This is a genomic window from Exiguobacterium sp. Leaf196, from assembly GCF_001423965.1.
In the GTDB taxonomy this organism is placed as follows: domain Bacteria; phylum Bacillota; class Bacilli; order Exiguobacteriales; family Exiguobacteriaceae; genus Exiguobacterium_A.
In genome coordinates, this window is the sequence record NZ_LMPV01000002.1 from 1 (window position 1) to 13,164 (window position 13,164).

A 13,164-nucleotide genomic window follows, 5' to 3' on the forward strand; every position below is an offset into this window, starting at 1 on the left:
TAAGCACTTGAACGCCGAAAGTAGTTGGGGGCTTCCCCCTGTGAGGATAGGACGTTGCCAGGCACTTGACCGATCTGCAGATTGCAGGTCGGTCTTTTTGTGTAATTATTTTAAAGGAAAAGGAGCTTTTTCATGAAACACGAACTTCCTATTGTACATGCACTTCAACGTCACTTAGATCGAACGCCCATCTCATGGCATGTTCCTGGACATAAGAATGGAACTCTGACACCTCTTCCTGACTTTTTTAAATGGGACGTCACAGAATTACCTGGTCTAGATGATTTTCATCATCCGGAAGAGGCTATTGCAGACGCAATAGCTTTGCTTCAAAAAGTCTACGATGCAAAAGCGAGTCATTTCCTTGTGAATGGTTCGACTGTTGGGAACTGGGCGATGCTTGCAGCTGTAGCAATAAGAGGAGAGCGTGTTTATGTACAGCGTAATTCGCATAAATCGGTATTTAATGCACTCGAATGGTTAGGAATCGAACCGATCTTTCTTGAACCAGATACCCATAAAGAAACGGGAATCAGTGGTCATGTTTCACGTGAAACATTAAAGGAAGCGTTTACGAAATATCCAGGAGGAGTTGGCGTGTTTATCACTTCACCGACATATTACGGAGAAGTGGCTGATATCACGTCACTCGTTCAGCTCACGACGTCGTACGGACTCCCTTTATTAGTGGATGAAGCACACGGTGCACACTTCGGTAAAGCATTTGGTGTTCGTTCTGCATTTGAATTAGGAGCAACCGCTGTTGTCCAGTCTGCCCATAAAACGCTTCCTGCACTGACGATGGGAGCATGGATGCACGAGCGATTTTCGGAAAAGATGAGAAGAAAGTTACAGCGAGCGCTCCAAGCGTTTCAAACCTCAAGTCCTTCGTATTTGTTACTGGCTTCATTAGACTATGCCCGTTCCTATCGTGAACAATGGACAGTTGAAGGTATGTCAGATATTCAGGTTAGTCACGATGCGTTTATCGAATCACTTCAACGGTTCGATCATATGACCGTCCTTCGCTTCGATGATTGGTCACGGATGACATTAACGTATGAGGGATATTCAGGAGATGCGTTGTTGCACGCGTTACGAGCTGTTCAACTCGATGCGGAATTTGCTCTAGGAGATCACGTCGTCTGTATTTTGCCACTTCGTCCGCTAGCAAAGTCTGAGCAGGATGACTGGGTTCATCGTGTCGAACGCGCTATTCAAATGATGAAATCAGAAGGAATTCCTTTGAAAAGGTATATCGAGCAACCAATTATGGGTAAAATACAGGTATCTGCTTTAGCTTGTGCTTATGAACAGTTAGAACAAGCAACAGGTACGTTCCGTCAGCTGGATGAGTGTATCGGTCATGTTTCACTCGAAACCATTATTCCGTACCCGCCAGGCATTCCGTTGATCGTCAGAGGCGAACGCATTACGGCGGAACAGGTACTACGTTTACGACATTATCAAACCGTAGCCGTTCATTTGCAAGGGGGCGAACAATTGCAACAAGGAGCGTTACGCGTCATAGAGGAAGGGTTTGAAAGATGAAAGGTACGTTCATTACTGTCGAAGGACCGGATGGTGCCGGGAAAACGACACAACTACAATTGCTTAATGATGTGTTAAAAGAAAAGGGCTATAATGTCACGATGACCCGTGAGCCAGGTGGCACACGCGTTGGGAACGAAATTCGTTCATTGATTTTAAATCCTGATTTTGAAGAAATGAAAGAGATGACGGAAATTCTGCTGTATGCAGCGTCTCGTGCCCAGCATGTCGAAGAATTGATTCGCCCGGCGTTAGAGGCAGGCACAATCATCTTATGTGACCGATTCGTTGATGCCTCACTTGCCTATCAAGGATATGGGCTTGGACATCCGATTGATCTCGTGCGTCATATTAATGATTCTGCGACAGGTGGATTAGCGCCAGACCGGACGTATTTATTTGATTTAACGGTAACGGATTCTAAAAAACGAATGATGGACCGGGGAGCACTTGATCGAATCGAGCAACGAGATGATGCGTTTCGTGCCCGTGTCTATGATGGTTTCAAACAGATTGCGGCATCGGACCCAGAACGGGTACAGATTGTACAAGCCAATCGATCGATTGAAGTGATTCATCAGGACTTAGTGGAAGATGTCATTACGTATTTAGAAGAAAAGGAGAGATTCTCGTGAAAATGGTCATTACGATTGTTCAAGATAAAGACAGCTTACGTTTGGCGGAAGCGCTTGTCGAGCATGATTTCCGAGCAACGAAACTAGCAACGACAGGTGGTTTTCTTAAAGAGGGAAACACGACGTTCATGATTGGTGTACAGAGTGAGCGTCTCGATGATCTGTTAAGATTGATCAAAAAGAATTGTTCGAGTCGTGAACAGATGGTCTCTCCAATCTCACCAATGGGTGGTCATGCCGATTCTTATATCCCGTACCCTGTTGAAGTCCAGGTAGGCGGGGCAACGGTCTTCGTCTTGCCAATCGAAGGGTTTCACCAATTCTAATGCAGACGTTTCATGAACTGGAACAGACACAATCGGTCATTTCGACGATTCTTCAAAATTCGTTACGAAACGATCGAATCAATCACGCTTATATCTTCACTGGAGACTATGAGCCGCTTCTACTTGAAGCGGCTCACTTGTTCGCGAAAAGCCTTTTTTGTGAGACCCCGGTCGATGTAGAGCCGTGTGGTGTCTGTCGTAGCTGTCGGCGGATGGAAAGTGGTAACTTGGTCGATTATTATGAAATCGAACCAGATGGCGCGACCATCAAAAAAGAACAGATTCAACAATTGATGCATGATCTCTCACTCCGAGGACTTGAAGGCGATCGTCAGATTTATGTCATTACACAGTCCCATAAGATGACTCCCCAAGCAGCGAACAGTTTGCTGAAGTTCTTTGAGGAACCAGGAGAAGGAAAAGTGGCCTTATTGTTGACGAATCAACCTCAACTCCTTTTACCGACGATTCGATCGCGGGGACAGTTATTAAGTTTTCGTCCAGCGGATCGTCAAATGATTGGCGAGGTTTTATCTGAAAAAACGGGACGGGACCACGAGTTGACGCAACTGGCAGCGCGTGTCTATCCAAAAGTCGAGGATGCAGAAGAAGCATTACTCGAAGACTGGTTTGTAAATGCGCGAGCGTCAGTGTTACAATTGATGGAGGAATTAGCGAATCGTCCGGCTGATTTACCACTGTTCGTACAAGAGAAATGGATGGGACAATTCAAGAACCGTCAGGATGTCCGAATTGGTCTTGAACTCGTCACTTGTTTCTTCGAGGATGTCTTACGCCTGAAACTGAATCCGGCGTGGGAAGGTATGACCTATACGAATAGTAAACCCCAACTTGAACAGATGGGGTCCAAGAGCCAGACGACGATCACCCGCTGGTTACAAGCTGTGCTTGCCGCAGTCCGACGGGTCGAAGCGAATGTTAATCCCCAATTAACAGTTGAGCGTCTCATGTTTGACTTACAGAAAGGGTAGAGCGACATGCTAGAAGTAGTAGGCGTTCGCTTTAAAGAAGCGGGCAAAATTTATTATTTTGCACCTGGACAAGAGTCATTATCACGAGGACAAGCAGTCATCGTTGAGACGGTACGGGGCATTGAATATGGCGAAGTGGTCATCGCCGATAAACAAATGGACGAAGAAGATGTGGTGTTGCCACTGAAATCCATTCTTCGAATTGCTGACGATAAAGATGCAATGATCGTCCGCGAAAATAAAGTCGCAGCGCTTGATGCGCATGCGGTATGTGTCGAAAAAATCCGTGAACATAAACTCGATATGAAATTGGTCGATGTCGAGTACACGTTTGACCGCAATAAGGTCATCTTCTACTTCACGGCAGAAGGACGTGTTGACTTCCGTGAGCTCGTCAAAGATTTAGCGGCTGTTTTCCGGACACGCATCGAACTCCGTCAAATCGGTGTTCGAGATGAAGCGAAGTTACTTGGAGGCATTGGTCCATGTGGTCGTGTCTTATGTTGTTCATCTTTCCTTGGTGAGTTCGAACCGGTCTCGATCAAGATGGCAAAAGATCAAAACCTGTCGTTGAATCCGACGAAGATTTCAGGGGTGTGTGGTCGTTTAATGTGCTGTCTAAAATATGAGAACGATACGTATGAAGAGATGCGCCGTGACTTGCCGGACTATGGAAAACGTTTGACGGTACCTGAAGGCGAAGGACGCGTCGTTGGCTTGAACATCCTCGATCAAGTCGTTCAAATTGAACTGAAGGATCGTTCCCGCGTCTTGACGTATTCGATGGAAGAACTATTATCCGTTGGTGCCGTAAAACCAAAACGACCAAAAGAATAACGGGGTGCATACGCGTGGAGAGAGTCGATAAAAAAGAAATCATTACGCGTGTCGATGCGATTGAGCAACAGATTCATTTGCTAACTGAGCATCTGAGCGTGTTAAAGGATCAGCTGGCTTACATGATGGAAGAGAACCAACATCTGTATCTGGAGAATCATCATCTTCGGGAAAAAGTCGAACGCGATGAACAACAGCCGGTCACGGAAGCGGAAGAAGCGGAAGCAGGCGTTGGTGCGGGCTATGACAATCTCGGACGATTGTACCAGGAAGGGTTCCACATCTGTAACTTGCATTATGGACAAGTGCGAAAAGACGGCGATTGTCTCTTCTGCTTATCCATGTTAACGAAACATTGAGAGGCTGACTTCTACATGAGTCAGTCTTTTTTTCGGAAAGGAAGGCACGACATGTTTGAACTATTACCAGACGAACGACTTGATTATCTCTTAGGACAAGAAGGGAAAATCATTCAAAGTCCATCCGTCTTCTCCTATTCACTCGATGCGGCATTGCTCGCACGATTTGCATGGGTTCCAATTCAACAGGGGCGGATTGCCGATCTTTGCTCTGGGAACGGTGCGATCCCACTCTTTTTATCCTACCGGACGAAAGGGCAGATCACGGGTCTTGAAATTCAGCCGCGACTAGCGGAGATGGCGCGACGTAGCATTAACTTGAATGAACTGAACGACCAGATTGAGATGATTGATGGTGACGTCAAAGAGGCGGGGGCACGTCTTGGATACGGCATCTATGATGCTGTCACCTGTAATCCGCCTTATTTTTTAGCCAACGAGACATCAAACCAAAACCAAAGTGAACATTATACGATCGCAAGGCATGAAGTCCTCTGTACACTTGAAGACTGTATTCGTGGTGCATCTGATTTGTTAAAACAAGGCGGAAAGGCAGCGTTCGTCCATCGACCGGAACGACTGCTCGATATCGTCACTTTGATGCGAACATACCGCTTGGAACCGAAACGGATGCAGTTGATTTATCCGAAGGCAGGGAAGGAAGCGAACATGCTTTTGATCGAGGGGATCAAGGATGCAAAACCTGGACTGAAGGTTCTTTCCCCGTTCATCGTCTATGAAGCGGACAACTCGTATGCGGCTCAGATGAAGGAACTGTTCGATGTCTGAGCATGCAGTCTATATCGTTCGTTGCCAAGATGATACGTATTATACGGGTTACGCAGTAGACGTCACGCAACGCATCGCAACACATAATGCAGGCAAGGGGGCGAAGTATACACGTGCCCGTCTGCCGGTCGTCCTCGTTCATGAGGAAATTTTCGCGACAAAATCAGAAGCGATGAAGCGGGAATACGCGATTAAACAATTGACACGTTCACAGAAAGAGCGTTTGATTCAAGGAGGAACCTCATGAAAGCGACAAGTAGCTATCAACAGCAAGGAGTCGGTCTCTATATTGTCCCGACACCAATCGGCAATTTAGAAGACATGACGTATCGAGCTGTCCGGATCTTACAGGAATCTGATATCGTCGCAGCAGAAGATACCCGGCAGACGATGAAACTGTTTCGGCATTTTTCGATTGAGACGAAGCTGGTCAGTTACCACGAACACAATAAACAAACAAGTGGCGAACGACTACTCGCTGATTTAGAGGCGGGAAAGCAAATTGCCCTCGTCTCCGACGCCGGGATGCCCGGTATTTCGGACCCGGGAAGCGATTTGATCCGCCAAGCGATCGCAGCAGATATTCCTGTCATCGTTCTTCCGGGTGCGAACGCTGCATTGACAGCCCTTGTCGCGTCCGGTCTGTCGACAGAACGCTTTTTGTATTATGGTTTTTTGCCACGAAAGAAAAAAGAACGCCGCGAAGCGTTAGAGCAATTGAAATACGAATCAGGAACACTCATCTTTTATGAAGCACCGCATCGATTGAAAGAGATGTTGCAAGGGATCGAAGAAGTACTTGGTGATCGCCAGGTGACGTTAGCCCGAGAACTAACGAAACGGTATGAAGAGTATATTCGTGGAAGTGTGAGTGAATTACGCGCTTGGGCAGCAGAAGACGTTCGAGGTGAGTTCGTCGTCCTTGTCGAAGGATCAAACGAAGAACGACCGGATACCGTCATTCAAGACAGTGATCCGCTCGAGCAAATCCGTCGGTATATCGAAGAGGGCGAAAAGCCGAATGCAGCGTTGAAGCGTGTCGCAAAAGAACGAGGACTGGATCGTCAGGAACTGTACCTCGCGTTTCACGAAGCAGATTAAAAAAAGAAGCCCCGTTAAGGAGCTTCCTTTTTTGTTTATTCGTTGCTTGCGTAATGACGATCGAGGAAATCTTTTAATTCAACGAGAACGCGTTGTGCGCCATCTGGTGAAAGAATCAATTTACCATCAGCCAATTTGAAGTTATCTTCTGATACTTCACCTGTCACTTGGCAAGTCATGTTTGGTTTATATTTTTTAAGGATGATCTGTTCGTTGTCGACATAGATCTCGAGGGCATCCTTTTCTGCGATTTGAAGTGTACGGCGTAATTCGATTGGAATTACGACACGACCGAGCTCGTCTACTTTACGTACAATACCTGTTGATTTCATTTTGTTGTTCCTCCTTTGATGTCATGGATCTCTTTTTCTTTTGAAAAATCGTCAAAATTCGACATCGTTTCTATAGAATGTAGAATACTAGACTTTCCAAAAGTAGTCAACCAATCTGAATAGCTTGAAATCAAAATGTCATTTATTTCTCAAAAAACCCATATTTGAAACGATTTATTAATATATTTTCCCTTTTTAAAGGAAATGAAACTATAGAGTGTGTTTTTTTGTAATTTGATGTCTGATGTCAAAAAATGTTTCGATTCGACAAAAAGTGAATTTCGACATCAGTCCCGTAACAGCGTATAATAGCCTATAATGAAGATGGAAATAAGAGAACGGAGGAATAACATGGCAAAGACATTTTATATCACGACCCCGATTTATTATCCAAGTGCAAAACTACATATCGGTCACGCGTATACGACGGTGGCTGGAGATGCAATGGCACGGTACAAACGACTTCAAGGATTCGACGTCCGGTATTTGACAGGTAGCGATGAGCACGGTCAAAAGATCCAGGAAAAAGCAGCAGAAGCAGGTATCTCGGAACAGGCATTCGTCGATGGTGTCGTCGAGCAGATTAAAGTCTTATGGGATCGTCTCGACATCTCGTACGATGATTATATCCGGACGACAGAACCACGTCACAAGAAAGTCGTCGAAAAAGTGTTCGAGACACTTCTTGAATCAGGCGATATCTACCTAGGTGAATACGAAGGTTGGTATTCGATTCCGGATGAGACGTACTATACGGAATCACAACTCGTCGACGGAAAGAGCCCCGATAGTGGACACCCAGTCGAACTCGTTCGCGAAGAATGTTACTTCTTCCGGATCAGCAAGTACGCGGACCGTCTGCTTGAGTATTTTGAAGCGAATCCGTCATTTATCTTGCCAGAATCACGTAAACACGAAATGATCAATAACTTCATTAAACCGGGTCTCCAAGACTTAGCGGTCTCACGGACGACATTCAACTGGGGTGTACAAGTCCCATCGAATCCGAAGCACGTCGTCTACGTCTGGATCGATGCGTTGACGAACTATATCTCGTCACTCGGTTATGGTACGGACGATCATGGTAATTTCGATAAGTACTGGCCAGCAGATGTTCATCTCGTCGGAAAAGAAATCGTTCGTTTCCACACGATCATTTGGCCGGCACTCTTGATGGCACTTGATCTCCCATTACCGAAGAAAGTCTTCGCACACGGTTGGTTGTTGATGAAAGACGGAAAAATGTCGAAATCAAAAGGGAACGTCGTTGATCCGATCCCATTGACGGATCGTTACGGTCTTGACGCCCTTCGTTATTACTTGTTACGCGAAGTTCCATTCGGTTCAGATGGTATGTTCACACCTGAAGCATTCGTTGAGCGGATGAACTACGATTTAGCAAACGACCTTGGGAACTTACTCAACCGAACGATCGCGATGGTCACGAAATACTTTGACGGTGAGATCCCAGCCTATACAGGCAATGTGACACCGTTTGATGCGACACTCTCGGATCTTGCAAAAGAAACGGTCACGAAAGTCGAAGCATCGATGGAACACATGGAATTCTCTGTCGTGCTATCGAACATTTGGCAATTAATCAGCCGTGCCAATAAATACATCGATGAGACACAACCGTGGGTTCTTGCAAAAGACGAATCCAAAACGGCGGAACTCGGTTCGGTCATGGTGCATCTCGTCGGCGTCTTACGTCACGTGGCGATCATGTTGCAACCGTTCATGACGCGTTCACCAAAAGAGATCTTCGCGCAACTTGGTCTCTCCGGACAAGCGATGGACTGGGCAGCGCTCGAGAAATTCGCAGACATCACACCAGGAACAAAAGTTGGTACAGCGACACCGATTTTCCCACGTCTCGATGTCAAAGAAGAGGTCGAAGCAATCGTCGACATGATGCATCAAGCTTCTGCAGCACGTGTGGAGGAAGAGGAAGTCGAAGAGGCTGATGAAGACATTCGTCCGGAAACGACGATCGATGTCTTTGATCAGATCGAGTTACGTGTCGGTGAAGTCGTGACGGCTGAAAAGATCAAGAAGGCGAAAAAACTACTGAAGTTACAAGTCGATATGGGCAAAGAAACACGCCAAATCGTCTCTGGTATCGCGCAGTGGTATGAGCCGGAAGATTTAGTCGGACGTAAGGTCATCGTCGTAGCGAACTTAAAACCGGTCACGTTACGTGGCGAACTCTCCCAAGGAATGGTCCTTGCTGCTGAGAAAGCAGGAAAACTTGAACTCGCGACGGTCCCATCAACGATGGCAAACGGCGCAAGCGTAAAATAAAACCGATGCCTGTGGACTTCATGTCACAGGCATTTTTTTAAAGAAGGAGTCGAATAAGATATGTTAATCGATACACACACTCACTTGAATGCAGACCAATTCGCGGAAGACGTTCATGAAACGATCGAGCGGGCACGTGCAAACGGCGTTTCACCGATGATCGTCGTCGGATTTGATCATAAGACAATCGACCGCGCGATGGAACTCGTCGAAGCGTACGATGATCTTTATGCGGTCATCGGATGGCATCCCGTCGACTCGATTGATTTTGATGAGGAAGCCTATCAAAAGGTCGAACGATTGATGGATCATGAAAAAGTCGTTGCGCTTGGAGAAATCGGACTCGACTACCACTGGGATACGTCACCGAAAGACGTCCAACAGGAAGCTTTCCGCAAACAGATCCGTCTCGCGAAGCAGAAGAAAAAACCGATCGTCATCCATAACCGGGAAGCGACAGAAGATACGTTACGAATCCTCGAAGAAGAGGATGCAAAAGAAGTCGGTGGTATTTTGCATAGCTACAGTATGAGTGCTGAATTGTTACCGCGTTGCCTAGCGATGAACTTCTATATTTCACTTGGTGGACCTGTTACGTTCAAAAACGCGAAAATGCCAAAACGTGTTGCACAGGAAGTACCGCTCGATCGTTTACTCGTTGAGACGGACTGTCCGTATCTGACACCAACACCACACCGCGGTAAACGCAACGAGCCGGCTTACGTTCGGTTCGTCGCTGAAGAAATTGCGCAGCTCCGTGGCATGATGTATGCCGATGTGGAAGCAGCAACGACGGAAAATGCAAAACGGGTCTTCCGTTTGCCATGATGCGTTCGTTGACGTTCATTACAATCGGATGCAGCCTGCTACTTGCGGCTGCACTCGTCTATGGGATGATGGATCATCCACGAACCGTGACAGTTTTGATTGATGGACAAGAGCAGCAGGTGAAGACAACGGCTGATTCTGTTTATGGCGTTCTCAAAGAAGCCGGCATTACGACGCGTGACAATGATGTGATTGAACCGGCTCTTAGTGCCGACCTGCCGAAAAAACGATTAATCGTCATTCAGCGGGCAAAAGAAATCACATTGATCATGGGCTACGGTGAGTCCCGTCGCGTCCGGACGCAGGCGCGTCAAGTAAAGGATCTACTTGCAGAGCGCGGTATCAAGAAAGCCGACACGGATGATATCTATCCGTCTTCTGACGCTGTATTGACGAGTGGTATGACGGTGCGGTACCGCGAAGCTTTTCCCGTTGATCTCGTCGTCGGGGGAAAAGCCCGACAACTCTACACGTATGAAACGACGGTCCGCGAATTGTTAGAACGGGAAGGAATCCGTCTTCAAAAGGAAGATCGGGTCGCTCCAAATCCCGATACCCGCGTGACGGAAGGGACGTTGATTACGGTCAACACGACACGTCGTGCGATGTTGACACAGGATCAACTCGTTCCGTTTGAGATCGAAGAAGTCGAGGATCCGACCTTACCGGAAGGCGAGCAACTGGTGACGACATCAGGTCGTCCGGGTGTCCGAACGAAAAAGTATCAATTGACGTTAGCTGACGGTCTTAGTAAAGAGAAAAAACTGATTGATGACCAAGTGACACGGACGCCGATCAAACAAGTCGTCAAAGTCGGGACAAAACCGATTGAGACACCAATCGAAGCGCCCGTCTTCAACGAAAAACAAGCGACCAATCCGCTAACTGAAACACCGAAAGCCGATGCGGATCTTGATTTTGAGAGTGCGAAGAGCTTGATGGTCGAAGCGACAGCGTATACGAACGACCCAGCTTCGAACGGCAGTCGTTTGTACAATGGTCGTGCCTTGACAGCGACCGGGTATGACGTGACCGATACGATCACCTATCAAGGTTTGCCGATCATCGCGGTTGATCCGAAGGTCATTCCGCTTGGCACGAAGGTCTACGTCGAAGGGGTTGGTCTTGCGATCGCTCTCGATACAGGTGGTGCCATTAAAGGCAATAAGATTGATATTTTAGTCGATGGTGAACAAAAAGCAAAGACGTTCGGTCGAAAACAACTGCAAGTCTGGGTCATTCCTAGTGCAACGGAAGCGGACACGTGACGCTTCCTTGTTTTTTTCGTGGAAACAGGTACAATTACGAGAGTGTTTGAAGAAGGTGGAGAGATCATGCGGAAACGCTTAAAAGAAGTCATCGTCGTCGAAGGACGAGATGATACGACACGATTACAAGAAGTCTTTGATGTCGATACAATTGAAACGAACGGTTCAGCCGTTAATGAACAGACGATGCAACGCATTGAGAAGGCCCTCGAACGACGCGGTGTCATCATTTTCACGGATCCTGATTTTCCAGGAGATCGTATCCGTGCCCGAATCAATGAACGTGTACCAGGCTGTAAACATGCCTATCTTCCGCGTGCTCAAGCAAAAGATAAGCGCGGTAAAATTGGTGTTGAACATGCCTCACCTGCCGCAATCGAAGAGGCGCTCGCTGCTGTCTATGAGACGGAAGAAGCACCGGTTGCCGAAGTGACACGTGAGATGATTTTGGCAGCTGATTTGATTGGTGGACCAGCAGCCTCGATCCGTCGTCGTCGTCTCGGTCAGATTCTTGCGATTGGTGAACCGAATGCAAAACAACTCGTCAAACGTGTCGCATCGATCCGGATCACGCTGGCGGAATGGGAAGCAGCGTTGAAACAACTAGAGGAGGAAGAAGTTTGAAAGACATTGCTACATTGCACCGGACGAAAGAAATTTTAGCGAAACATGGCTTTTCGTTTAAAAAATCGTTAGGGCAAAACTTTTTAATCGATTTAAATGTATTAGGAAACATCGTCGGAGCAGCTGGATTAACGCCTGAGAGTGGTGTACTCGAGATCGGACCAGGAATCGGCTCATTGACGGAACAATCGGCGAAACAGGCGAAAAAAGTCGTTGCTCTTGAAATCGATCAACGATTGTTACCGATTCTTGATGATACACTTGCACCATATCCCCATACGAAGGTCATTCACGGTGATGCTCTTGAACTCGATCTTTCGACGATCGTTGCTGAAGAGTTCACGCAAGAAGGCATCACCGACATTGCCGTCGTCGCGAACCTCCCGTATTATGTCACGACACCGATTATCATGCGGATCCTTGAAGCGAAAGCACCGTTTCGGACGCTCGTCATGATGATTCAAAAGGAAGTCGCTGAACGAATCGGTGCAAAACCAGGCACGAAAGCATATGGATCTCTATCGATCGCGATTCAATACTATGCGGAAGCTGAAGTCTGCTTCACGGTCCCAAAACAAGTCTTCATTCCAGCACCAAACGTCGATTCAGCAGTCATCCGCTTGAACATTCGAAAAGAGCCGGCGGTACAGACACAGGATGAGGCACTCTTCTTTGAAATCGTCCGAGCAAGTTTTGCACAACGTCGGAAAACGATTTTAAACAACTTGACGACACACTTCGGGAAAACGGAAAAAGCAGCGGTCGAAGCGGCGTTGTTAGAAGCTGGGGTTGAACCACGTCGTCGCGGAGAAACGCTCAGCCTGCAGGAATTCGCACAGTTAGCAGATGCACTTTTGCCAATTAAAAAACGTTGACGGATACGATTAGAACAGATATAATATTTCCCCTTTCTAATATTTATTTAATATGCTATAATAAATATTAGTGAGGTGAAGCGTATGCCAAAGACGTTGAACGAAATCAGACATGTTTTCGAAACACATGTTGGTGAAAGACTGACGCTAAAAGCAAGCGGCGGTCGTAAAAAGGTCGTAACCCGAATCGGAACGCTCGTTGAGACGTATCCTTCGGTGTTTGTAGTCAAGCTAGACGCAGAGCGCCACAATGTCGAGCGAGTTTCTTATAGCTACGCCGACGTGCTAACAGACTCCGTACAAATCGAATTTGCGAATTCGTAAACTTACCTTCCGAAGCGGA

The 13,164-nt window shown here is 46.9% G+C and carries 16 protein-coding genes; 15 read left to right on the plus strand and 1 reads right to left on the minus strand.

Going from position 1 to position 13,164, the window contains the following annotated elements; translation table 11 throughout:
* The first annotated feature begins 132 nt into the window (after positions 1–132).
* From ASG02_RS05800 to rsmI, 9 genes are read left to right on the plus strand one after another with little or no spacing between them, the layout of a single operon-like run.
* Positions 133–1,551 (plus strand): aminotransferase class I/II-fold pyridoxal phosphate-dependent enzyme, encoded by a 1,419-nt coding sequence (locus ASG02_RS05800; protein WP_056061976.1) that lies wholly within the window; start codon positions 133–135, stop codon positions 1,549–1,551.
* Positions 1,548–2,186, plus strand: coding sequence for a dTMP kinase (gene tmk, locus ASG02_RS05805; protein WP_056061979.1), 639 nt, complete (start codon positions 1,548–1,550; stop codon positions 2,184–2,186). Before ASG02_RS05800 ends, tmk begins: the two co-directional genes overlap by 4 nt.
* Positions 2,183–2,512 carry a cyclic-di-AMP receptor gene (locus ASG02_RS05810; protein ID WP_023466519.1) on the plus strand — a complete coding sequence of 110 codons (330 nt, stop codon included), beginning with the start codon at positions 2,183–2,185 and terminating at the stop codon, positions 2,510–2,512. Before tmk ends, ASG02_RS05810 begins: the two co-directional genes overlap by 4 nt.
* Positions 2,512–3,504, plus strand: a complete 993-nt coding sequence (locus tag ASG02_RS05815; RefSeq protein ID WP_035413204.1) for a DNA polymerase — start codon at positions 2,512–2,514, stop codon at positions 3,502–3,504. The genes ASG02_RS05810 and ASG02_RS05815 overlap by 1 nt, the downstream gene beginning before the upstream one ends.
* 6 nt (positions 3,505–3,510) lie before the next feature.
* Positions 3,511–4,341 carry a stage 0 sporulation family protein gene (locus ASG02_RS05820; RefSeq protein WP_029343044.1) on the plus strand — a complete coding sequence of 277 codons (831 nt, stop codon included), beginning with the start codon at positions 3,511–3,513 and terminating at the stop codon, positions 4,339–4,341.
* A gap of 8 nt (positions 4,342–4,349) precedes the next feature.
* A complete protein-coding gene (gene yabA / locus ASG02_RS05825; protein ID WP_119182633.1) occupies positions 4,350–4,700 on the plus strand; it encodes a DNA replication initiation control protein YabA in 351 nt (116 codons plus the stop codon).
* 51 nt (positions 4,701–4,751) lie between these two features.
* A complete protein-coding gene (locus ASG02_RS05830; RefSeq protein ID WP_056061982.1) occupies positions 4,752–5,489 on the plus strand; it encodes a tRNA1(Val) (adenine(37)-N6)-methyltransferase in 738 nt (245 codons plus the stop codon).
* Positions 5,482–5,736: a GIY-YIG nuclease family protein gene (locus ASG02_RS05835; protein WP_035413209.1), complete on the plus strand. Its 255-nt coding sequence runs from the start codon at positions 5,482–5,484 to the stop codon at positions 5,734–5,736. The genes ASG02_RS05830 and ASG02_RS05835 overlap by 8 nt, the downstream gene beginning before the upstream one ends.
* Positions 5,733–6,590, plus strand: coding sequence for a 16S rRNA (cytidine(1402)-2'-O)-methyltransferase (rsmI, locus tag ASG02_RS05840; RefSeq protein WP_056061986.1), 858 nt, complete (start codon positions 5,733–5,735; stop codon positions 6,588–6,590). Before ASG02_RS05835 ends, rsmI begins: the two co-directional genes overlap by 4 nt.
* A 35-nt stretch (positions 6,591–6,625) precedes the next feature.
* Here rsmI and ASG02_RS05845 read toward each other — a convergent pair whose 3' ends face one another.
* Entirely contained in the window at positions 6,626–6,922 is a 297-nt protein-coding gene (locus ASG02_RS05845) for an AbrB/MazE/SpoVT family DNA-binding domain-containing protein (RefSeq protein WP_023466531.1), read from the minus strand.
* A 324-nt stretch (positions 6,923–7,246) separates the two neighbouring features.
* Between ASG02_RS05845 and metG the strand changes: the two genes are divergently transcribed.
* The 6 genes from metG to ASG02_RS05875 all read left to right on the plus strand — a co-directional run bounded on the left by metG (position 7,247) and on the right by ASG02_RS05875 (position 13,145).
* Entirely contained in the window at positions 7,247–9,226 is a 1,980-nt protein-coding gene (gene metG, locus ASG02_RS05850) for a methionine--tRNA ligase (protein ID WP_255344378.1), read from the plus strand.
* 60 nt (positions 9,227–9,286) lie between these two features.
* Positions 9,287–10,054, plus strand: coding sequence for a TatD family hydrolase (locus ASG02_RS05855; RefSeq protein WP_035413217.1), 768 nt, complete (start codon positions 9,287–9,289; stop codon positions 10,052–10,054).
* A complete protein-coding gene (locus ASG02_RS15920; protein ID WP_056061989.1) occupies positions 10,051–11,322 on the plus strand; it encodes a 3D domain-containing protein in 1,272 nt (423 codons plus the stop codon). Before ASG02_RS05855 ends, ASG02_RS15920 begins: the two co-directional genes overlap by 4 nt.
* A gap of 66 nt (positions 11,323–11,388) precedes the next feature.
* Positions 11,389–11,946 (plus strand): ribonuclease M5, encoded by a 558-nt coding sequence (gene rnmV, locus ASG02_RS05865; RefSeq protein WP_035413223.1) that lies wholly within the window; start codon positions 11,389–11,391, stop codon positions 11,944–11,946.
* Positions 11,943–12,821 carry a 16S rRNA (adenine(1518)-N(6)/adenine(1519)-N(6))-dimethyltransferase RsmA gene (gene rsmA, locus ASG02_RS05870; RefSeq protein WP_035413227.1) on the plus strand — a complete coding sequence of 293 codons (879 nt, stop codon included), beginning with the start codon at positions 11,943–11,945 and terminating at the stop codon, positions 12,819–12,821. Before rnmV ends, rsmA begins: the two co-directional genes overlap by 4 nt.
* 84 nt (positions 12,822–12,905) lie before the next feature.
* Entirely contained in the window at positions 12,906–13,145 is a 240-nt protein-coding gene (locus ASG02_RS05875) for a Veg family protein (RefSeq protein ID WP_012368950.1), read from the plus strand.
* Positions 13,146–13,164: the final 19 nt, after the last annotated feature.